The organism is Streptomyces sp. AB3(2024) (assembly GCF_041862025.1).
Taxonomy (GTDB): Bacteria; Actinomycetota; Actinomycetes; order Streptomycetales; family Streptomycetaceae; genus Streptomyces.
In genome coordinates this window covers 34,033-54,469 of sequence record NZ_JBGWAB010000034.1, presented here as the reverse complement: position 1 = coordinate 54,469, position 20,437 = coordinate 34,033, and the positions used below count along the sequence as shown (strand labels likewise).

Here is a 20,437-nt window from a genome sequence, read left to right as displayed (position 1 = left end):
GTCCGACGAGTCCGACATCGGGAAGGAACGACTGCTCAGCTCCGTCCCCCGGATTCACCGACACCTCCCAGAACGCGGCCGTACCCGTACCCGCTCCCGGCATCAGCCGGTCCAACGGCACCGGCGCCACCCCACGGTCGCCCAGGATCCGCCCCGCCCGGCCCCCGCCGCCCACCCGGCCGCCCCCGCATCCCGCGGCCGCCCGACCGGGCCGGGGCCGCGCCGCCCACCCGGATCACCTCCGGCCCCCGAAGCCTGCCCAGGACCGGAACCCGCCCCCCGGCCCGCCCCCGCCCCGGCCCCGAAGACAGCGACGGCGGCCGGAAATCGACCCCCCGACACACCCCGGCGGTTACCCCATTCGGGTCTGATCGTTGTACCGGCCGGGTGTCCCGCCCAGCCTCGGCCACGCAGCGCCACGCCCCGCCCAGCCCCCGGAGGCCCCATGACCGTGCCCAAGCCCGCGCCGACGCCTCCACTCGCGGGCGGCCGCCACGCCGCCGACGCGCTGCGACCCCTCCTCGACACCGCCCTCACCGCCCTCACCACCGGCACGAAGGAACGCGGCGGCCCCCTCCCCGCCGGCGGCCCCGAAGCCGTCGCCGCCCGCGTCGCCGCCGCGCTGGGCGACGTACTCCCCACCCACGGCACCGGCGACGACGAAGCACTGCGCACCCTCGTCCACACCCTCACCGCCGGCGCCGCCGACCCCGCCGACCCCCTGTGCGCCGCCCACCTGCACTGCCCCCCGCTCGCCGTCGCCGCCGTAGCCGACCTCGCCGCGAGCGTCCTCAACCCCTCCCTCGACTCCTGGGACCAGGCCCCCGCCGCCTCCGCCATCGAGGCCCACCTCACCCGCACCCTCGCCACCGAGCTCTACGGCACCCCCCGCGCCGACGCCCTCCTCACCACCGGCGGCACCGAAGCCAACCAACTCGCCCTCCTCCTCGCCCGCGAACGCCACGGCCCCCACCTGACCGTCCTGCACGGAGCCAACGCCCACCACTCCGTCCCCCGCGCCGCCTGGCTCCTCGGCCTGCCCCCCGCCCGCACCCTCCCCACCCCCAACGGCACCCTCGACCCCGCCACCCTCGCCGAAGCCCTCACCCACACCCCCGGCCCCGTCCTCGTCACCGCCACCGCCGGCACCACCGACGCCGGACTCATCGACCCCCTCACCCCCCTCGCCGACCTCTGCGACCGCCACGGCGCCGACCTCCACATCGACGCCGCCTACGGCGGCACCCTCGCCCTCAGCCCCCGCCACCGCCACCGGCTCGACGGACTCACCCGCGCCCGCACCCTCACCCTCGACCTGCACAAACTCGGCTGGCAACCCGTCGCCGCCGGACTCATCGCCGTCCGCGACACCACCGACCTGGCCCCCCTCACCCACCAGGCCGACTACCTCAACGCCACCGACGACACAGACGCCGGCCTCCCCGACCTCCTCGGCCGCTCCCTGCGCACCACCCGCCGCCCCGACGCCTTCAAGATCGCCGTCACCCTGCGCTCACTCGGCCGCGACGGCCTCGCCCACCTCATCGACCTCACCTGCGCAGCAGCCCACCGGCTCGCCGACCTCCTCGACGCCCACCCCGGCTTCGAACTCCACGCACACCCCACCCTCACCACGGTCCTCTTCCGACCCACCCCCACGGACGACGACCAGCTCGCCACCCTGCGCCGCACCCTCCTCCAGGACGGCACCGCCGTCCTCGGCCGCGCCACCGCCGACGGCCGCCTCTGGCTCAAGGCCACCCTCCTCAACCCCCACACCACGGCCAGGGACCTGGACACCCTCGTCGCCCTCCTGGAAGGCAGAACCCACCGATGACCGCCCAGCTCGATACCCCCCATGACCTCGTCGGAATCGGCATCGGCCCCTTCAACCTCTCCCTCGCCGCCCTCGCCCACGGCCTCCCCCAACAAGGCATCGGCACCCTCGCCACCGCCTTCTACGACCAGCGCCGCGACTTCCGCTGGCACCCCGGCCTCCTCATCGACGGCGCCACCCTCCAAGTCCCCTTCCTCGCCGACCTCGTCACCCTCGCCGACCCCACCAGCCCCTGGACCTTCCTCAACTACCTCAAGCACAAGGAACGGCTCTTCCCCTTCTACTTCGCCGAGCAGTTCCACATCCAACGCGCCGAATACGACGCCTACTGCCGCTGGGTCGCAGGCCGCCTCCCCGGACTCCACTTCGGCCACCACGTCGACGCCGTCCGCTGGAACCCCGAACGCGACCTCTTCGAAGTCGACTACACCCAAGTCGACACCGACGGAGAAGCCGAAGCCCTCGGCCGCACCTACACCCGCAACCTCGTCCTCGGCATCGGCACCGCCCCCTACGTCCCCGAACCCCTGCGCCCCCTCGCCGACGCCCCCACCGTCCCCGTCATCCACTCCGCCGACTACCTCGACAACCGCCGGCGCATCCTCGGCGCCGACCACGTCACCGTCATCGGCTCAGGCCAGTCGGGCGCCGAAGTCTTCCTCGACCTCCTCCGCGCCCGCCCCCACGGCCGCGAACGCCTCACCTGGCTCGCCCGCACGCCCTCCTTCGCCCCCATGGAGTACTCCAAACTCGGCCTCGAACACTTCACCCCCGACTACACCCGCTACTTCCACGCCCTCCCCGAACCCGTCCGCGACCAGCTCGTCCCCGCCCAATGGCAACTCCACAAGGGCATCGACGCCGCCACCATCGCCGCCATCCACGAAGAGCTCTACCGCCGCACCCTCCACGGCGGCTGGCCCGACGCCGTCCTCACCCCCGGAGTCAGCGTCCGCACCGCCGGCCGCGTCGCCACCACCAAAGTCGAACTCCACATCGAACACACCCAGCAGGGCACCCGCTCCCGCCTCACCACCGACGCCGTCGTCCTCGCCACCGGCTACCGCGAACGCCCCCTCACCAGCCTCCTCGCCGGACTCGACCCCTACCTCCGCAAGGACTCCTCCGGCCGCCCCCGCATCGACGACCGCTACCGGATGATCCTCGACCCCTCCGTCACCGGCAGCGTCTTCGTCCAGAACGGCGAACGCCACACCCACGGCGTCGGCGCCCCCGACCTCGGCCTCGCCGCCTGGCGCAGCGCCGCCATCCTCAACACCCTCACCGACAAGGAGCCCTACCCCCAGCCCCACCGCACCGCCTTCACCACCTTCGGCCTCGAACAGCGCGAACACACCCGCCCCCACCCCGCCGGCGAACTGCTCCCGCTCGTCGAACACCCGTAACAACGGACGGGGGCCGGAGCCCGCCACCACGGACCCCGACCCCCGTCACGCACACCGGCCCCCGGAAGATGGGCCCCTAGAAGACCGGCCCCCAGAAGACCGGCCCCTAGAAGACCGGCACCCCGGCCCGCGTCAGCCGCCAGTCCACCGACGCGAACGCCGACGGATCCACCGTCCCCTTCGCCTTCACCCACTGGATGATCGTGTTACGGATCTCCTCCGAGTTCGCCCACAGCTGCTGGGCCTTCGGCACGTGCGGGAAGTTCCCGCCGCCCGAAGCCCGGTAGTTGTTCACCGCGAACACGAACCGCGCCGCCGGATCCACCGGCTTCCCCTGGAACGACAATCCCACGATCCGCGACCCCACCGGCTGCGCGATGTCGATGTCGTACGTCAGCCCGTACACCGCGTCGTAGTTGTAGTCCGGAACGCTCTCCGAGTTCGTGATCTTCGCCGGATCCACCACACCACCCGGAGCGGTCTGCACGTAGTACCGCGCCGAATACTCCAGATAGTCCTTCAACTGCGCACCCGTCAGCAGCCGCGCCTCCAGCGTGTTCTCGAACGGGTACAGCCCCGCCGCATCCTTGATCGTCACCTGCCCGGCCGGAACCACCGCCGTCCGCGAGAAACACGACGCCTGCGACAGCACGGGCAACGCCGCCCACTCCGTACCGGCCAGCGCCCCCTTCACCGTCTCCGCCTGCACGTGATTGATCAGATCGATGATCGGCACGTCCTTCACCGGACCCTCGGCCGAGGACATCGCCTGCGTCGACGTACCGATCACCTGGTTCACGTACGCCACGACCTTGCGGTGCTCGTCCGACAGCAGCCGCACGATCTTCGGGTCCTCGACCGCGGTGTTCGAGTTCAGCACCTTCGCCGACACCTTCGCCACCGACCAGCGGCCCTTCTCCCACACCAGCTCGAAGTCGAACAGCGTCAACCGCTGCCCCCACTTCAACGGCTCCGACAACACCACGTCCTTGCCGGTCGCCTTGTTCTTCACCCGGTACTCCGGGATCTCCGTGTGCGCGTGACCCACCAGGATCGCGTCGATCCCCGGCACCTGCTCCGCCACCAGACCGGCCGCGTTCTCGATGTACGGCAGCTGGTCCCCGTACGAGGACGTACCGCTCGAACCCGAGTGCGCCGACACGATCACCACGTCCGCACCCATCGAACGCAGCTTCGGCACGTACTTCGCCGCCTGCTCCTCCAGCCCAGGGAACGTCATCTTCCCCGCCACGTTCGCCTTGTCCCAGATCGCGATCCCCGGATTCGTCAGACCCAGCACCGCCACCTTCACGTCCCGCCCGTGCGGCGTCCGCAACCGGTGCATGCTGTACGGCGCGAACGCCGGCCGCAACGTCTTGGCATCCAGCGCGTTCGCCCCCAGCAGCGGAAAATCACACTGCTCCTCGAACTTCCGCAGCACCGGGATCCCGTAATTGAACTCGTGGTTCCCCAGCGCCGCCGCGTCATACCCGATCGCGTTCATCGCCTGCGCCATCGGATGCACCGGACCACGACGCGCGGTGATCGGATCCACCTTCGCGTAGTAGTACGACAGCTGCGTCCCCTGGATCGTGTCACCCGCGTCGATCATCAGCGTGTTGCAACGGCCCTTCTCGGACCGCACCTGGTTCACCAACGTCGAGATCTTCGCCAGACCCACGTCGTTGTGCGCCTTGTCGTCGAACTCCTTGTCCGTGAAGTAGTCCCAGTTGAAGACGTTCCCGTGCAGGTCCGTCGTCCCCATCACCGTGAACGCGTACGTCCGCGGCCCCTTCGACGCCTGCCGGTCCGCCTGCGCCTCCTGCGCGGAGGCCGGGGAGCTCGTGGCCCCCGCCAACGCGACGGCCGCACCGGTCGCGGCCGATGCCCCCATGAACTTCCTACGGTCGAACGCCATGCCATCTCCCCTTGTGAGGCGTGAACAACGCGCGTAGATCATGACCCACCGGTAACAACCTGCAACACCCCCGCCAGGTTTCGATCCGATGACCACACCCCCACGAATGACAGTGCGACAGTGAATCCATGACCCAGGACGCCACGCACCAGCCCTACGGAACCCCCGACACCCCGCGCGTCGCCGTCCGCGGCGAAGCCAGGCTCGAAGTCGACCCCGAAATCGCCCGCATCGGCATCACCGTCAGCGCCCGCGGCACCGACCGCCGCACCGCCCTCGACGACCTCACCCGCCGCAACAACACCGTCCTCGAACTCCTCAAGAGCTACGGCGAACCCGTCGAGAAGATCGAGACCGGCGCCTTCTCCATCACCCCCGAACTCACCCGCCACGGCCGCGGCGAACGCATCCGCGCCTACCACGGCCGCGTCCACATCACCGCCGAACTCAACGACTTCACCACCCTCGGCGAACTCACCACCCGCCTCGCCGACCAGGAACTCACCCAGGTCGACGGCCCCTGGTGGGCCCTGCGCCCCACCTCGCCCGCCCACGGCGAAGCCCGCCGGCAGGCCGTCCTCGAAGCCGTCCAGCGCGCCCGCGAATACGCCCGCGCCCTCGGCGCCGACCTCGCCGCCCTCGTCGAACTCGCCGACCTCGGAGCCGAGAACGCCGCCCCCGTCGCCATGGCCGCCCCCGGCGGCATGATGCGCGCCATGTCCTTCGGCGGCACCGAAGACGGAGGAGCCCCGCCCCTCGACCTCGAACCCCAGCGGCAGACCGTCTACGCCCAGGTGAACGCCCGCTTCACGATGACCCCGCCGCAGCTCTGAGACCCGCCCCGGACCCGCCTCCGGACCCGCCCCGAAACCCGCACAAAACGCCGAACCGGTGCCCCGTCGGGGGTGCTCATCGGAGCACCCCCGCGCACATTCAACATTTGTCAACAACCTTTTGCCCAAAGGTTGTTGAGTAGACACCCGGAACCAATTTCCTACTGTCTGGTAGGGGCATACGCTCGACCCATGCGCCGAGCGAAAATCGTATGTACCCTGGGCCCCGCCACCGACTCATACGACCAGATCAAAGCCCTGGTCGAAGCCGGAATGGACATCGCCCGCTTCAACCTCAGCCACGGCACCTACGCCGAACACGAGGAGCGCTACCAGCGCGTACGCAAGGCCTCCGACGAGACCGGCCGCAGCGTCGGCATCCTCGCCGACCTTCAAGGCCCGAAGATCCGCCTCGGCCGCTTCCGCGAAGGACCCGTACTCCTTGAACGCGGTGACGAATTCACCATCACCGTCGAACACCACGAAGGCGACCGCCACACCTGCGGCACCACCTACCCCGGCCTCGCGAACGACGTCACCCCCGGCGAACGCATCCTCGTCGACGACGGCCGCGTCACCCTCGAAGTCACCACCGTCGACGGCCCCCGCGTCCACACCCGCGTCATCGAAGGCGGCATGGTCTCCGACCACAAGGGACTCAACCTCCCCGGCGTCGCCGTCTCCGTCCCCGCCCTCTCCGACAAGGACATCGAAGACCTCCGCTGGGCCCTGCGCACCGGCGTCGACGTCATCGCCCTCTCCTTCGTCCGCAGCGGCCACGACATCGAGGACGTCCACCGCGTCATGGACGAGGAGGACCGCCGCCTCCCCGTCATCGCCAAGATCGAAAAGCCCCAGGCCGTCGACAACATCGACGACATCGTCGCCGCCTTCGACGGCATCATGGTCGCCCGCGGCGACCTCGGCGTCGAAATGCCCCTCGAACAGGTTCCCATCGTCCAGAAGCGCGCCGTCAAACTCGCCAAGCGCAACGCCAAGCCGGTCATCGTCGCCACCCAGATGCTCGACTCGATGATCGAAAACTCCCGCCCCACCCGCGCCGAAGCCTCCGACGTCGCCAACGCCGTCATCGACGGCACCGACGCCGTGATGCTCTCCGGCGAAACCAGCGTCGGCAAGTACCCCGTCGAAACGGTCCGCACCATGGCCCGCATCGTCGAGGCCGCCGAAGAGGACATCCTCGCCAAGGGCCTCCCGCCCCTCACCGACACCAACAAGCCCCGCACCCAAGGCGGAGCCGTCGCCCGCGCCGCAGCCGAAATGGGCGACTTCCTCGGCGCCAAATTCCTCGTCGCCTTCACCCAGAGCGGAGACACCGTCCGCCGGCTCTCCCGCTACCGCTCACCCATCCCCCTCCTCGCCTTCACCCCCGACGCCGCCACCCGCTCCCAGCTCAACCTCACCTGGGGCGTCGAGACCTTCCTCGGCCCCCACGTCGACTCCACCGACGCGATGGTCGCCCAGGTCGAGGAAGAACTCCTGCGCATCGGACGCTGCGTCCCCGGCGACGTCGTCGTGATCACCGCCGGCTCCCCGCCCGGCGTCAGCGGCAAGACCAACCTCGTCCGCATCCACCACATCGGCGACGCCGTCCGCTAGCCCGCCGGACCGCGGCGGGATCACCGACGGCCGATCCCGCCACCGCCCCGGGAACCGACACCCGGCCCCCTGCGTCCTGACGTTTCGAACACGCTCAAAACGATCAAGGGGTGGATGTGGGGAAGAGCCGACGGAACGTGAGGGCGGCCCCGCTGGCCCTGCTCGCGGTGGCGCCCCTCCTCGGAGGATGTACCACCCACAGCCGGCAGCAGGTGCTGGACGCCGTGCACCTGGAGATGCCCGACTGCCACGCCGAAATGCACAGTTACGCGGCGGACGAGGCCTGGTGGCCGCCGGGCTGGGTGGAGATGAGCTACACCGTGCCGAAGAACTGCATGGACGCCTACCTGGTGGCCCGCGGGGCCGATCCGGCCAAGCCCGTCACAACCTGGCCCAGGAGCGGGACCAGCTTCGTGGGCGGCGAACCGATCAAGCCGACCGATCCACCCTTCACCCCCAAAACCATGAGCCGGTTCAAGCTCCGGCTCGATGCCTCAAGGACCTACCCCGAGCACACCTTCAAGACGCCGTACGGGTCCGAGTTCTCCGTACTGCTGGACGAGAAGGGCGACAGCACCACCGCCTACCTGATCACCGACTTCGGCGGCCCCCACGTCCTGTAGCCGCGCCCGGCGGGTGTCACCAGCCGAACCGCCGGTCCACCACCGCCGCGAACTCCTCGAAGGTCAGCACCGAGTCCCCGTTCGCGTCCGCCGCGTCGAACAACGCCGACGACGCCTCCGCGTCCCCCACCGCCCAGAACGGCAACTCCCCCCGCGCCGCCAGAGTCGGCCCCTTGCTCCGCAACGCCGAGATCACCTCCGCGCGGGTCAGCACGCCGTTGTGGTCCAGATCCAGCGCGTCGAACAGCGTCCGGGCCTTCTCGCTCATCACGGGTCCCCTCGTAGTCGTTGCCTCCAGCCTAGGCGGCACCTGGTCAATACTTCGGGCCGATGTGCGCGTCCATGAGCGCGACGGATTCCTTCCGGGCGATCGAGACGTTGAAAGGATCGCTGCCTCTCGCGAGCACCGTCCACTGCACCCCGACCTTGGTGAGGGTGTCGGTGCACAGCCTCCGGATGTCGTCCGACTTGTTGGTGAAGAAGTAGCGCGGATACTCGTAGCGCTTGCGCTCCCCACCGACCATCCGCGTGGTCCAGTTGGTGATCCGACACCCGTCGGAGTGGATCAGGCCCCGGAGGAAGGCCCATGGGTGAGCGTCGACGATCTCCTGCTGCCAGCCTTCCGGGGTGATTGGCCGCTCGTGTTTCCTGCCCGGCCCATGCTGCGGGAACAGGCACGGCAGGTGCTTCGAGTAGACCTTGATGTTGTGGCAGCCGATCCTCCGTACGCGGCACACCTGGTTGAAGGGGAAGACGCGCCTCACGGCCTGTTCGGCGTCGTCCATGAGGCCTGGCCAAGAGTCCGCACAAGTGATCATCAGGTTGGGTATGCGGTGGCGAGAGTACTGACTTATGTGGCCGTCGCCGAGATATAGGCCGAAGAGGTACGAGTACGCCGCCTCGTCGAGAGCACTGCCATCGCATCGGGGGCAGTCCGGCTCATGGGGGCCAGGACACTCGCCGCGCTTTGCGCGGTCCATGTGTTTCCAGTAGCCGATGGTCCCCAGCGGGACGTCGAGCTGCCGGGCCACGTCCGCGTTCCTCGCGCCGCCGCGCAAGAGGGACAGGGCCGTCTGGCGTACTTCGAGCGTGTGGAATTCCATGGCACAACCGTGCGTCACGACTCGTGGCTACGTGTAGCAAAAAGCGAACGTTCACGCGAAGGTGAACGTCCGCTTTTCGGACATGTGCCGGGTGCGGGACTCGAACCCGCAAGCCCTCACGGGCAGATGTGTTTGAGACATCCGTGTATGCCATTCCACCAACCCGGCAGGGCTGCTCGTCGGAGTGTACCGGGTGACCATGCGGCGGCGCTGCTAGGTAGGCTCATACAAGCAGCAGAGCCCCGCAAAGAGGAGCCCCCGTGACCGCCGAGCACGAGTCGACGCCCACGCCCGACGCCGACCAGTCGCACGTTCCGCCGCTGACGACCCGGGTCGTCATCGCCGAGGACGAGGCGCTCATCCGTCTCGATCTGAAAGAGATGCTCGAAGAGGAGGGGTACTCCGTCGTCGGTGAGGCCGGGGACGGCCAGACGGCCGTCGAGCTCGCGCGCGAGCACCGCCCCGACCTGGTGATCCTCGACGTGAAGATGCCCGTCCTCGACGGGATCTCCGCGGCCGAGAAGATCGCGGAGGAGTCCATCGCGCCCGTCCTGATGCTGACCGCGTTCTCGCAGCGCGACCTCGTCGAGCGGGCCCGGGACGCCGGTGCCATGGCGTACCTCGTGAAGCCGTTCAGCAAGAGCGACGTGGTCCCGGCCATCGAGATGGCCGTCTCCCGCTTCGCCGAGCTGAAGGCACTGGAGAAGGAGGTCGCCGACCTCTCCGCCCGCCTGGAGACCCGCAAGCTCGTCGACCGCGCGAAGAGCATCCTGCAGACCCAGTACGGGCTGACCGAGCCCGCCGCCTTCCGGTGGATCCAGAAGACCTCCATGGACCGCCGCATGTCGATGCAGCAGGTCGCCGAGGCGGTCATCGAGGACGCCGAGGAGAAGAAGCAGAACGCCGCGAAGTAGTCCCGGGTACGCACGCGTGAGGCCCGTCTCCCCCCGAGGGGAGACGGGCCTCACGCGTGAGCGGGGTGGCGGGGACTAGTCCTCGCCGAGGTAGGCCTTGCGGACGTCCTCGTTGACGAGGAGCTCGCGGCCGGGGCCCGACAGGACGATCTTGCCGATCTCCATGACGTGGCCCTGGTCGGCCAGGGACAGCGCGGCCTGGGCGTTCTGCTCGACGAGCAGGATCGTGGTGCCGGCCGCCTTGAGTTCGGCGATCGTGGCCATGATCTTCTGCATCATGAGCGGCGAGAGGCCCATGGAGGGCTCGTCGAGCATGAGCAGCTTCGGGCGGCACATGAGCGCGCGGCCCATGGCGAGCATCTGCTGCTCGCCGCCCGAGAGGGTGCCGGCGGCCTGCTTGCGGCGCTCGCCCAGGATCGGGAAGAGCTCGTAGGCCCGGTCGATGTCCTGCTGGATGCCGACCTTGTCGTTCTTCAGGTACGCGCCGAGGAGGAGGTTGTCCTCGATCGTCATGCGCGGGAAGATGTGCCGCCCCTCGGGGGAGTGGGCGAGCCCGAGGGCGACGATGTCGTGCGCCTGGACCTTCTTGAGGGACTTGCCCTCGAACTTGATCTGGCCGCCGCGCGGTTTGATCAGGCCGGAGAGGGTGCGCAGGGTGGTGGTCTTGCCGGCGCCGTTCGTCCCGATGAGGGTGACGATCTCGCCTTGCTGGACGGTGAAGGAGATGCCCTTGACGGCCTCGATCTTGCCGTAGGCGACGCGGAGGTCTTCGACCTCAAGGAGGGCGGTCACTTGGCTTCTCCGTCCGTGCTGGTGGTGCGGTTGTGCTGCGCGGCTTCGGTCGCGGGGGCCGGGGTCTCGGCCTCCGTGGCGTCCGCTTCCGCGGCCTCGGGCTCGGTGGCCTCGGCGGTGGTGGCGTCGGCCTCGGCGGCCGCTGCCTCCGGCTCGGCGGCCTCGGCTTCGGCCTCCGCCGCCTCCGGCTCCGGCTCCGCAGCGTCGGCCACGGGCTCCGCGGCCTCGGCCTCCGGCTCCTCAGCCTCGGCCTCGGCCTCCGGGGCCACCGGCTCCGCCGCCTCGGCGGCGCTGGCCTCCGCCGCTTCGACCTCCGCGGCCTCCTCGGCGCCGGGGGCGCCTTCGAAGGGCTCGCCGAGGTAGGCGGCGATGACGCGCTCGTCGCTCTGGACCTCGGTGGCGGTGCCTTCGATGAGCTTCTGGCCCTGGACGAGGCAGGCGACGCGGTCGCAGAGGTTGAAGATGAAGCGCATGTCGTGCTCGATGACGAGGACGGCGATGCCCTTGTCCCGGATGGCGAAGATGAGCTCTTCGGCCGCCCGGGTCTCCTGCGGGTTCATGCCGGCGGTGGGCTCGTCCAGGAGGATGAGGCCGGGGTCGCTGGCGAGGGCGCGGGCGATCTCCAGCTTGCGCTGCTCGCCGTAGGGGAGGTTGCGGGCGAGGTGGTCGGCCTTGTGGTCGAGGCCGATGAACTCCAGGAGTTCCATGGCCCGCTGGCGGCTGGCCTCTTCGGCGCGGCCGAAGCTGGGCAGGCGCAGGAGGGCGGACCAGAGGCCTTCCTTGGTGCGGGTGTGGCGTCCGACGAGGACGTTCTCCAGGACCGTCATGTTGTTGAAGAGACGGATGTTCTGGAAGGTGCGCGCGATGCCGGCGGCGGTGACCTTGTAGGACTTGGGGGGCAGGACCGTGCCCTTGTACCGGACTTCGCCCTCGGTGGGGATGTAGAGGCCGGTGAGGCAGTTGAAGAAGGTGGTCTTGCCGGCGCCGTTGGGGCCGATGAGGCCGACGATCTCGCCGCTGCGGACGGTCAGGTCGACGTTCTTGACGGCGGTGAGGCCGCCGAAGCGCATCGTGACGCCGCGGGCGTCGAGGACCGTCTCGGTGGTCGTCTCGGTCGTGGTGGTGGTCATGGATCAGGCCCCTGTCTTGCCGAGGACTGTGGGCGCTTCGAGGTCCTTGTGGAGTTCGAGCTGGTTGCGCCGGTTGGGGATGAGGCCTTCGGGGCGCAGACGCATCAGGACGACGAGCGCGATGCCGAAGACGAGGAGCTGGTACTCGCCCAGGAACTGGAGCTTGTTGGGGATCATGAAGAGGAGGGCGCCGCCGACGAGGGGGCCGGAGATGGTGCCCATGCCGCCGAGGACGACCGCCGCGAGGAGGAAGGCGGAGTTCGGGGGGACGGCGTTGGCGAAGACGTACTGGTCCGGGGTGACGGTGTAGTTCACGTGGGCCTGTACGGCTCCGGCGAGGCCGGCGAGGGTGGCGCCGAGGGCGAAGGCGATGAGCTTGACGCGGAAGCCGTTGATGCCCATGGCTTCGGCGGCGGTCTCGTCTTCGCGGATGGCGACCCAGGCGCGGCCGATGCGGGATTCGGCGCTGCGGCGGAAGACCATGATCACGATGAGGGTGACCAGGAGCATCAGCAGGAAGTAGTTGGCGAAGCGGCCGACGGTGAATCCGGCGATGCTGTGGCTGGCGCCGAAGTCGAAGCCGAAGAGGTCGACGTTGGGGATGCCGGCGATGCCGTTGGGGCCGTTGGTGAGGTCGGGACCGGAGACGCCGTCGAGGTTGTTCATGGAGATCCGGAAGATCTCTCCGAAGCCCAGGGTGACGATGGCGAGGTAGTCGCCGCGCAGGCGCAGGGTCGGGGCGCCGATGAGGACGCCGAAGACCATGGAGGCGACCGCACCGAGGAGGATCGCGGCCCAGAAGGGGAAGTGCACTCCGAAGGGGGAGTTGGGGGAGCCGGAGACCAGGGCCGCGGTGTAGGCGCCGACACCGAGGAAGGCGACGTAGCCGAGGTCGAGGAGGCCGGTGAGGCCGACGACGATGTTCAGGCCGAGGGCGACGGTGGCGAAGATGAGGATGTTGACGCCGAGGGTCGCGTACTGGTCGTCGGTCTGGGTGAGGGGGAAGGCGGCGGCCGCGACGAAGGCGCCGACGAGGGCGACGTTGCGGTGCTTGGTGGTGAGCGCGGTGAAGCGGGCCACCAGGCCGGCCTTGTTGAGGGCGGTGAAGCCGAAGCCGGCGGCGATCAGGAAGCCGATGAAGAGTTCCTGGTACGGGGTGGTGACGCCGTAGGTGAAGACGCCGAGGCCGACGGCGAGGACGGCGGTGATGATGAGGATTTCGGCGTAGGCCGGGAGGGGGCGGGCCGGCTTGGCGGTGCCGCCGGCGTGGGCGGCCTTGGTGACGGCCCAGCTGTTGCCGATGTTGTGCTTGGTCTGCTCCCACCAGGAGTCTTCGGGGTCCGCCGGGTCGGTGGCGGGGCGCTCGAAGGGGAGGGAGCGGGCGCCGAGGTAGGCGGCGAGCGCGGTGACGAGGGCGACGAACGCGCCGGGTTCGAGGTTGACGAGGCCGCCGAGGGTGTTGCTGATCGCCCAGGCGGTGTAGGCCATGGTGAGCAGGGTGCCGAGGGCGGAGAGCTTGATCGCGGCGTCGGCTCCGGCGGGGGTGAGCCAGCGGAGGCCCTTGACGCCGTAGGAGGAGAGGCCGAAGAGGGTGGTGAGGGCGCCGCCGACGAGGACGAGCCACTGGAGGCCGCCGGGGTATCCGTAGACGGTGAGGTCGCCGGGGAAGGCGGAGGTCCAGGTCCAGGCGAGGAAGCAGGAGATGACGGTGAGGGCGCCGCCGGCGGTGGCGAGGGCGCGGGCGGTCTTCTCGGGGAAGGCGATTCCCTTGCGGCCGGTCTCCGCGGTCTGCTGCGTGGTGTCCGTGGTGGTAGTCGTCATGGTTCTCACGCCCTGTCGGCCACGCGCTCGCCCAGCAGACCCTGGGGTCGGAAGAGGAGCACGAGGATGAGGAGTACGAACGCCCAGGTGTTGCCCCAGGACTGGCCGCCGAGCTGGCTCATGCCGGGGACGTCGGCGATGTAGGCGGTGGTGAGCGTCTCGGCGAGGCCGAGGACGATGCCGCCGATCATGGCGCCGTAGATGTTCCCGATGCCGCCGAGGACGGCGGCGGTGAAGGCCTTGAGGCCGAGGATGAAGCCCATGCGGTAGTTGACTTCGCCGTACTTGAGGCCGTAGGCGACGGCTCCGACGGCGGCGAAGGTGGCGCCGAGGGCGAAGGCGACCGTGATGATGCGGTCGGTGTTGATGCCCATGAGCTTCGCGGTGTCGGGGTCCTGGGCGGTCGCCTGCATGCCGCGGCCGGTGCGGGTCTTCTTGACGAAGAAGCCGAGGAAGGCCATGGAGACGGGGGCGGCGAGAAGGAGGAAGACGTCACCGGTCTGGATGGTGATGCTGCCGATGTGGAAGGGGCCGCCGGGGATTTCGGGGAAGACGACGGAGGACTTCGCGTCGGGGTACCAGGCCCATACCGCCTGCTGGAGGACGATGGAGAGTCCGATGGCGGTGATGAGTGGCGCGAGGCGGGGTGCGCTGCGGAGGGGGCGGTAGGCGAAGCGTTCCGCGCCCACGGCTATGAGGGTGGCGACGATGATGGCGCCTATGAGCATGAGGGGCAGGGCCACCCACATGGTGGTGCCGCCGGGGAGCATCAGCCAGACCGTGAGGGCTCCGAACCCACCGGTCATGAAGATCTCGCCGTGGGCGAAGTTGATGAGCTGGACAATGCCATAGACCATCGTGTAGCCGATGGCGACGAGCCCGTACATGGATCCCAGTAGCAGGCCGTTGACCAGCTGTTGCGGCAGTTCGTGCACCGCAGGTCCTCCGAGTCTTTCGACGGATGTGACACCGCGCGGGGCGCAATGGTGCGCGCCCCGCGCGGCAAAGATGAGGGGTGAGGGGCTAGCGAGCTAGCGGGCTAGCCGTTGGAGGTCAGCCGCCGTAGGTGCCGGACTCGACGGACTTCCACTCGCCGCCGTCGACCTTGTAGACGGTGAGCTGCTTGTTGGTGGCGTCGCCGAACTCGTCGAAGGAGACCTTGCCGGTCACGCCTTCGAAGGAGACGCCCTGGACGGCTTCGAGGACCTTGGCGCGGGCGTCGGAGGGGAGCTTGCCGTTGTTGGCGTCGACGACCTTCTTGACGGCCTCGATGACGGCCCAGGCGGAGTCGTAGGAGTAGCCGCCGTAGGCCGCGAACGGGTCCTTGTAGCCGGCCTTGGTGTAGTTGGCCACGAACTCCTTGGCGGAGGGCAGGCTCTCGACCGGGGCGCCGACGGAGGTGGAGAAGTCGCCGGTGGCGGCGTCGCCCGCGAGCTCGACGAACTTCTTGTCGTAGATGCCGTCACCGCCGACGAGCGGGATGTTGGCGCCGGAGGCCTTGATCTGCTTGCTGAGCGGGCCGGCCGCGGGGTACTCGCCGCCGTAGTAGACGACGTCGGCGCCGGAGCTCTTGACCTGGGTCACGATCGCCGAGAAGTCCTTGGACTCCGGGTCGATGTGGCCTTCGCCGGCGACCTGACCGCCGAGCTTGGTGAACTCGCCCTTGAAGGTTCCGGCGAGGCCGGCACCGTAGGTCTTCTTGTCATCGATGATGAAGACCTTCTTCTTGCCCGCCTTGTTGAAGAGGTACTGCGCCGCGAACGGGCCCTGGATGGCGTCCGTGGTGGCGGTGCGGAAGTAGCTCTTGTAGGTGCGGACCTTCTGGCCCTCGGCCCACTTGGGGCCCTGGGTCAGGGACGGGCTGGTGTTGGCCGGGGAGATCTGGGCCAGCTTGGCGTCGTCGAAGACCTTCTGCATGGACTCGGAGACCGAGGAGTTCAGCGGGCCGACGACGCCGAGGACGTCCTTGTCGGCGGTGAGCTTGGTGGCGTTCTGCTGGCCGGAGGAGGCCTGCGCCTGGTCGTCGAGGGCCTGGATCTTGAAGGTGACGCCCTTGACGTACTTCTTCTCGTTGGCCTGCTTGGCGGCGAGGTCGGCGGAGTTCTTGATGCCGAGGCCCAGTGCGGAGAGGTCGCCCGTCAGGGGGGCGTCGACGCCGATGACGACCGTGGTGTTGCCACCGTCGCCGGCGGTGCTGCCGCTGTCGCGGGAGCCGCAGGCGGTGAGGGTGAGGGCGCCCGCGGCGAGGGCGGCGGTTACGGCGATGAGCTGACGATGACGCACGATCAGTCCTTTCCTGGCGCCGCGTCCCCCGTGGGACGCGTCGAGTCGAACGCGGGGAACCGAACTGAATCGAATCCGGCGGTCGCGGTAACTGGCGGTGACTCTAGGCGGCTCTTCGGGGGATATGGAGGGTTGAGGCCAATGATGTGACTCTCTTGTTATGCCACGGCGTAATACATAGCGGATCTGTGCGGGTGGAACGGGGGAATTCAGGCCGGTTCGTCGCGTCCGCATGCTGAGACGGGTGAGGACCGTGGGGCGGTTTTAGTCCTGTCACGCCAGGACCCTGGGGGGTTTTGGTCATGACGGCGCAGGTGTGCCGTCGTCTCGGTCTTCGGGACAGGCCCTGGTCAGCGCGACGGAAAGATCTCGCGCATATCGGTCACCGGGGATGTAACTGTGATCCTCTTTCTGGGATCCATTACTCAGGGTCACTTCCAGGAATGGCATGCCGGAATTCCGTGCCACATGCACGCAGTCTTTCGCCTGAATCGTCAGGACCAGCTCGCGGACTTCTCCCGCCGCGACCGTGACCGGCAGCCGTGGCCGGATCAGCACGCTCAGCGCCTCCGACGGCTGGCCGATCCGCTCCACCGTGACGGCCGGCCCGGACGAGGTCCGCACACGGACAGTGAACGCGAACGCGGCCCCGTCGGGGGCCGGCTCCACCGGCTCCCCGTACGTCAGGGACAGTGCCTGGGAGGGGGGAGGCGGCGCCACGGGCGGGAGCGTCGCGGGCCGGGTCGCGTACCAGCGGGCGGTGCCCGCGGTCAGTACGGCAGCGGCTCCCAGCGCCACCAGGACCCGCCTGTGGCGCGCCGCGGCCGTCCGGGCGCGGCCCGCCCACCGGCTCGTGGGCGTACGGGGGCCCGGGCGCGGGCCCTCGCGGCCGCTGGTGCCCTCCCCGGGCTCCACGGGCCCGATGCCGCCGCTCACCGCCGGGGCCCGCCGGTCGGGGCGTCCGCGCGGCGGCGTTCGGTGCGGCGGCGTTCGGTGCGGCCGGAGGGGGTGGCGGCCGGGAGGGCCGTCGGTGTGAGTGCCCGCGCGGTCGTGGTGCGCGGCGGCGCCGGTCCCGATCCCATGCGGGAACGCTAGACCGGCGCCGGTGGCGGCACAACTGCCCGTATCGGCCCTGTTGTTAAGAGTCCGTGTCGCGCAGCAGGCAGGTGAGGCGGGCGGTGCAGACGCGGCGGTCCTGTTCGTCGGAGATGACGATGTCGTAGGTGGCGGTGGAGCGGCCCCGGTGGACGGGGGTGGCCACGCCGGTGACCAGGCCGGAGCGGATGCCGCGGTGGTGGGTGCAGTTCAGGTCCACGCCGACGGCGACCTTCTTGATGCCGCCGTGCATCATCGCGCCGACGGAGCCGAGGGTCTCGGCCAGGACGGCGGAGGCGCCTCCGTGCAGGAGTCCGTAGGGCTGGGTGTTGCCCTCGACGGGCATGGTGGCGACGACCCGCTCGGCGGAGGCCTCCAGTATGCGGATGTCCATCCGGATCCCGAGGGCGCCCGCCGAGAACAGCGAGGGCAGGTCTATGCCCAGGGCGGCGTACTCGTCGAGGACTTCCTGCGGGAACTTCACGGCGTGCTGCTCGCCCATGGGTCTGCTCCGTTCGTCAACGATCGTTAACCGATGTGTGGGGCCGTTCTATCAGGCCGGTTCGAAGCGCACGACGACGGACTTGCTGGCGGGTGTGTTGCTGGTGTCGGCGGTGGAGTCGAGGGGGACCAGGACGTTGGTCTCGGGGTAGTAGGCGGCGGCGCAGCCGCGGGCGGTGGGGTAGTGCACGACGCGGAAGCCGGGGGCGCGGCGTTCGACGCCGTCGTTCCATTCGCTGACGAGGTCGGTGTAGGAGCCGTCGGGCAGGTTCAGCTCGGCGGCGTCGTCGGGGTGGACCATGACGACGCGGCGGCCGCCGGTGATGCCGCGGTAGCGGTCGTCGAGGCCGTAGATGGTGGTGTTGTACTGGTCGTGGCTGCGCAGGGTCTGCAGGAGCAGGCGGCCGGCGGGGACGCGCGGGTACTCGACGGGGGCGGCGGTGAAGTTGGCCTTGCCGGTCTTGGTGGGGAAGCGGCGTTCGTCGCGGGGGGCGTGCGGCAGCCTGAAGCCGCCGGGGTGGGCGATGCGGGCGTTGAAGTCCTCGAAGCCGGGGATGACGCGGGCGATGCGGTCGCGGATGGTGGCGTAGTCGCGTTCGAACTCCTCCCAGGGGGTGGCGGAGGCGTCGCCCAGGACGGCGCGGGCCATGCGGGCCACGATGGCCGGTTCGGAGAGCAGCTGCGGGGAGGCGGGGGCGAGGTTGCCGCGGGAGGCGTGGACCATGCCCATGGAGTCCTCGACCGTGACGAACTGCTTGCCGGTGGCCTGGACGTCCTTGTCGGTGCGGCCGAGGGTGGGCAGGATCAGGGCGCGCCGGCCGGTGACCGCGTGGGAGCGGTTGAGTTTGGTGGAGACGTGCACGGTGAGGGAGGCGCGGCGGACCGCGGCCTCGGTGACGTCGGTGTCGGGGGTGGCGCCGACGAAGTTGCCGCCCATGGCGAAGAAGACCTTGGCCTCGCCGTCGCGCAGGGCCTGGATGGAGCGGACGACGTCGAAGCCGTGGGCGCGCGGCGAGGTGATGGCGAATTCGCGGTCGAGGGCGTCGAGGAAGGCGGGTGCGGGGCGTTCGAAGATCCCCATGGTGCGGTCGCCCTGGACGTTGGAGTGGCCGCGGACGGGGCAGACGCCGGCGCCGGGGCGGCCGATGTCGCCGCGGAGCAGGAGGAGGTTGACGACCTCGCGGATGGTGGCGACGGCGTGCTTGTGCTGGGTGAGGCCCATGGCCCAGCAGACGATGGTGCGCTTGGAGGCCAGGATCATGGCCAGGGCGCGTTCGATCTCGGGGCGGGTGAGGCCGGTGGCGGTGAGGGTCTCGTCCCAGTCGGCCTTGCGGGCGACGGTGGCGAGTTCCTCGTAGCCGTGGGTGTGCTCGGCGATGAAGGCCTCGTCGGTGGCGCCCTCGGTCTCTATGACGAGCTTGTTGAGGAGCCGGAAGAGGGCCTGGTCCCCGCCGATGCGGATCTGGAGGAAGAGGTCGGTCAGGGCGGTGCCCTTGAGCATGCCGAGGGGGTTCTGGGGGTTCTTGAAGCGTTCGGTGCCGGCCTCGGGCAGCGGGTTCACCGAGATGATCTTCGCGCCGGCCGTCTTCGCCTTCTCCAGGGCGGAGAGCATGCGCGGGTGGTTGGTGCCCGGGTTCTGTCCGGCGACGATGATCAGTTCGGCCTGGTGGAGGTCTTCGAGGGAGACGCTGCCCTTGCCGATGCCGATGGTCTCGTTCAGGGCGGAGCCGGAGGACTCGTGGCACATGTTCGAGCAGTCCGGCAGGTTGTTGGTGCCGAACTCGCGGGCGAAGAGCTGGAAGAGGAACGCCGCCTCGTTGCTCGTGCGGCCGGAGGTGTAGAAGAGGGCCTCGTCGGGGGAGGACAGGGCGCGCAGTTCCTCGGCGATGACCTCGAAGGCCCGCTCCCAGCTCACCGGCTCGTAGCGGTCGCCGCCTTCGGGGAGGTACATCGGTTCGGTGATGCGGCCCTGCTGGCCGAGCCAGTACCCGGAGCGCGTCGCGAGGTCGGCGAGGGGGTGCTCGGCGAAGAACGCCGGGGTGACCCGGCGCAGCGTGGCCTCCTCGGCCACGGCCTTGGCGCCGTTCTCGCAGAACTCGGCGGTGTGCCGCTTGTCACCCTCGGGCCAGGCGCAGCCGGGGCAGTCGAAGCCGTCCTTCTGGTTGACCTTGAGGAGGGTGCGGGCGGTGCGGGCCAGGCCCATCTGCGCTTGCGCGATCTTGAGGGTGTGGCCGATCGCCGGGAGGCCGGCGGCCGCGTGCTGGGGCGGGGTGACCTGGGGTGCGTCCTGCACGGGGTCGCCTGTGGGCGGCTTGGTCGCCATCGCGCTCTCCTTCGAGCGTACGTACGGGTGCAGCACGTGCTGCCGCATCGCCAGATCCTTGCACGGCCGCGGGGGGAGGGGGAGGGCGGTCCGGTGCTCCCCGCCGCCGGGACGGGTGCGCCGGGGGCGCCCGGTGGGGCGGGTACGCCCGGGGAGGAGGGGGTGACGCCCCGCCCGCCCGCGGCCCGGCCGCGGGACGCTGTGCGGGCCCGTCGGGGTGGCCCGTCGGGCCGGGGTT

Annotated in this window: 18 protein-coding genes and 1 tRNA gene; 6 read left to right on the top strand and 13 right to left on the bottom strand. The window is 69.8% G+C overall.

Annotated features, from left to right (window positions below; genetic code table 11):
* Positions 1–445: 445 nt before the first annotated feature.
* Positions 446–1,837, top strand: coding sequence for an aspartate aminotransferase family protein (locus ACEPPI_RS16455; protein WP_373915963.1), 1,392 nt, complete (start codon positions 446–448; stop codon positions 1,835–1,837).
* The gene (locus tag ACEPPI_RS16450; protein WP_373915962.1) at positions 1,834–3,243 is read left to right on the top strand and encodes a lysine N(6)-hydroxylase/L-ornithine N(5)-oxygenase family protein; all 1,410 of its coding nucleotides are present in this window, start codon (positions 1,834–1,836) and stop codon (positions 3,241–3,243) included. The genes ACEPPI_RS16455 and ACEPPI_RS16450 overlap by 4 nt, the downstream gene beginning before the upstream one ends.
* Before the next feature lie 106 nt (positions 3,244–3,349).
* On the opposite strand, the gene ACEPPI_RS16445 is transcribed toward ACEPPI_RS16450, so the two are convergent.
* Positions 3,350–5,161 (bottom strand): bifunctional UDP-sugar hydrolase/5'-nucleotidase, encoded by a 1,812-nt coding sequence (locus ACEPPI_RS16445; RefSeq protein ID WP_373915972.1) that lies wholly within the window; start codon positions 5,159–5,161, stop codon positions 3,350–3,352.
* 128 nt (positions 5,162–5,289) lie between these two features.
* On the opposite strand from ACEPPI_RS16445, the gene ACEPPI_RS16440 reads away from it, so the two are divergent.
* From ACEPPI_RS16440 to ACEPPI_RS16430, 3 genes are all read left to right on the top strand, one after another.
* Positions 5,290–5,994 carry an SIMPL domain-containing protein gene (locus ACEPPI_RS16440; protein ID WP_280914711.1) on the top strand — a complete coding sequence of 235 codons (705 nt, stop codon included), beginning with the start codon at positions 5,290–5,292 and terminating at the stop codon, positions 5,992–5,994.
* Positions 5,995–6,186: 192 nt separating this feature from the next.
* Positions 6,187–7,614: a pyruvate kinase gene (pyk, locus tag ACEPPI_RS16435; RefSeq protein ID WP_373915961.1), complete on the top strand. Its 1,428-nt coding sequence runs from the start codon at positions 6,187–6,189 to the stop codon at positions 7,612–7,614.
* Between the two features lie 137 nt (positions 7,615–7,751).
* Positions 7,752–8,237: a hypothetical protein gene (locus ACEPPI_RS16430; RefSeq protein WP_373915960.1), complete on the top strand. Its 486-nt coding sequence runs from the start codon at positions 7,752–7,754 to the stop codon at positions 8,235–8,237.
* A gap of 16 nt (positions 8,238–8,253) precedes the next feature.
* Here the strand turns inward: ACEPPI_RS16430 and ACEPPI_RS16425 are convergent, their stop codons facing one another.
* The 3 genes from ACEPPI_RS16425 to ACEPPI_RS16415 all read right to left on the bottom strand — a co-directional run bounded on the left by ACEPPI_RS16425 (position 8,254) and on the right by ACEPPI_RS16415 (position 9,508).
* Complete coding sequence (locus ACEPPI_RS16425; RefSeq protein ID WP_030237337.1) at positions 8,254–8,505, bottom strand: EF-hand domain-containing protein; 252 nt, start codon at positions 8,503–8,505, stop codon at positions 8,254–8,256.
* A 46-nt stretch (positions 8,506–8,551) separates the two neighbouring features.
* Entirely contained in the window at positions 8,552–9,340 is a 789-nt protein-coding gene (locus ACEPPI_RS16420; protein ID WP_373915959.1) for a helix-turn-helix domain-containing protein, read from the bottom strand.
* Positions 9,341–9,425: 85 nt separating this feature from the next.
* Positions 9,426–9,508 (bottom strand) — tRNA-Leu (locus ACEPPI_RS16415).
* A 92-nt stretch (positions 9,509–9,600) separates the two neighbouring features.
* On the opposite strand from ACEPPI_RS16415, the gene ACEPPI_RS16410 reads away from it, so the two are divergent.
* Positions 9,601–10,254 carry an ANTAR domain-containing response regulator gene (locus ACEPPI_RS16410; RefSeq protein WP_030237332.1) on the top strand — a complete coding sequence of 218 codons (654 nt, stop codon included), beginning with the start codon at positions 9,601–9,603 and terminating at the stop codon, positions 10,252–10,254.
* 75 nt (positions 10,255–10,329) lie between these two features.
* On the opposite strand, the gene ACEPPI_RS16405 is transcribed toward ACEPPI_RS16410, so the two are convergent.
* The 9 genes from ACEPPI_RS16405 to ACEPPI_RS16365 all read right to left on the bottom strand — a co-directional run bounded on the left by ACEPPI_RS16405 (position 10,330) and on the right by ACEPPI_RS16365 (position 20,199).
* Positions 10,330–11,046, bottom strand: coding sequence for an ABC transporter ATP-binding protein (locus ACEPPI_RS16405; protein ID WP_030237330.1), 717 nt, complete (start codon positions 11,044–11,046; stop codon positions 10,330–10,332).
* A complete protein-coding gene (locus tag ACEPPI_RS16400; RefSeq protein ID WP_373915958.1) occupies positions 11,043–12,176 on the bottom strand; it encodes an ABC transporter ATP-binding protein in 1,134 nt (377 codons plus the stop codon). Before ACEPPI_RS16400 ends, ACEPPI_RS16405 begins: the two co-directional genes overlap by 4 nt.
* Positions 12,177–12,179: 3 nt before the next feature.
* Positions 12,180–13,997 (bottom strand): branched-chain amino acid ABC transporter permease, encoded by a 1,818-nt coding sequence (locus tag ACEPPI_RS16395; protein WP_373915957.1) that lies wholly within the window; start codon positions 13,995–13,997, stop codon positions 12,180–12,182.
* A 5-nt stretch (positions 13,998–14,002) separates the two neighbouring features.
* Positions 14,003–14,932: a branched-chain amino acid ABC transporter permease gene (locus ACEPPI_RS16390; RefSeq protein WP_030237322.1), complete on the bottom strand. Its 930-nt coding sequence runs from the start codon at positions 14,930–14,932 to the stop codon at positions 14,003–14,005.
* A gap of 118 nt (positions 14,933–15,050) precedes the next feature.
* Complete coding sequence (locus ACEPPI_RS16385) at positions 15,051–16,280, bottom strand: branched-chain amino acid ABC transporter substrate-binding protein (protein ID WP_356222487.1); 1,230 nt, start codon at positions 16,278–16,280, stop codon at positions 15,051–15,053.
* 300 nt (positions 16,281–16,580) lie between these two features.
* Entirely contained in the window at positions 16,581–16,904 is a 324-nt protein-coding gene (locus ACEPPI_RS16380; RefSeq protein ID WP_373915956.1) for a hypothetical protein, read from the bottom strand.
* Between the two features lie 308 nt (positions 16,905–17,212).
* Positions 17,213–17,362: a hypothetical protein gene (locus ACEPPI_RS16375; protein WP_373915955.1), complete on the bottom strand. Its 150-nt coding sequence runs from the start codon at positions 17,360–17,362 to the stop codon at positions 17,213–17,215.
* A gap of 56 nt (positions 17,363–17,418) precedes the next feature.
* On the bottom strand, positions 17,419–17,877 hold the full coding sequence (locus tag ACEPPI_RS16370) for a PaaI family thioesterase (RefSeq protein ID WP_373915954.1): 459 nt from the start codon (positions 17,875–17,877) through the stop codon (positions 17,419–17,421).
* 51 nt (positions 17,878–17,928) lie between these two features.
* Positions 17,929–20,199, bottom strand: a complete 2,271-nt coding sequence (locus ACEPPI_RS16365; RefSeq protein ID WP_373915971.1) for an FdhF/YdeP family oxidoreductase — start codon at positions 20,197–20,199, stop codon at positions 17,929–17,931.
* Positions 20,200–20,437 lie beyond the last annotated feature (238 nt).

Bases quoted from the DNA above. Each gene is read 5' to 3' on its own strand.
- ACEPPI_RS16420 (WP_373915959.1), bottom strand. From the start codon at position 9,340: ATGGAATTCCACACGCTCGAAGTACGCCAGACGGCCCTGTCCCTCTTG.
- ACEPPI_RS16445 (WP_373915972.1), bottom strand. From the start codon at position 5,161: ATGGCGTTCGACCGTAGGAAGTTCATGGGGGCATCGGCCGCGACCGGT.
- ACEPPI_RS16425 (WP_030237337.1), bottom strand. From the start codon at position 8,505: ATGAGCGAGAAGGCCCGGACGCTGTTCGACGCGCTGGATCTGGACCAC.
- ACEPPI_RS16370 (WP_373915954.1), bottom strand. From the start codon at position 17,877: ATGGGCGAGCAGCACGCCGTGAAGTTCCCGCAGGAAGTCCTCGACGAG.
- ACEPPI_RS16440 (WP_280914711.1), top strand. From the start codon at position 5,290: ATGACCCAGGACGCCACGCACCAGCCCTACGGAACCCCCGACACCCCG.
- ACEPPI_RS16455 (WP_373915963.1), top strand. From the start codon at position 446: ATGACCGTGCCCAAGCCCGCGCCGACGCCTCCACTCGCGGGCGGCCGC.
- ACEPPI_RS16395 (WP_373915957.1), bottom strand. From the start codon at position 13,997: ATGACGACTACCACCACGGACACCACGCAGCAGACCGCGGAGACCGGC.
- ACEPPI_RS16365 (WP_373915971.1), bottom strand. From the start codon at position 20,199: ATGGCGACCAAGCCGCCCACAGGCGACCCCGTGCAGGACGCACCCCAG.
- ACEPPI_RS16375 (WP_373915955.1), bottom strand. From the start codon at position 17,362: ATGGGATCGGGACCGGCGCCGCCGCGCACCACGACCGCGCGGGCACTC.
- ACEPPI_RS16450 (WP_373915962.1), top strand. From the start codon at position 1,834: ATGACCGCCCAGCTCGATACCCCCCATGACCTCGTCGGAATCGGCATC.
- pyk (WP_373915961.1), top strand. From the start codon at position 6,187: ATGCGCCGAGCGAAAATCGTATGTACCCTGGGCCCCGCCACCGACTCA.
- ACEPPI_RS16400 (WP_373915958.1), bottom strand. From the start codon at position 12,176: ATGACCACCACCACGACCGAGACGACCACCGAGACGGTCCTCGACGCC.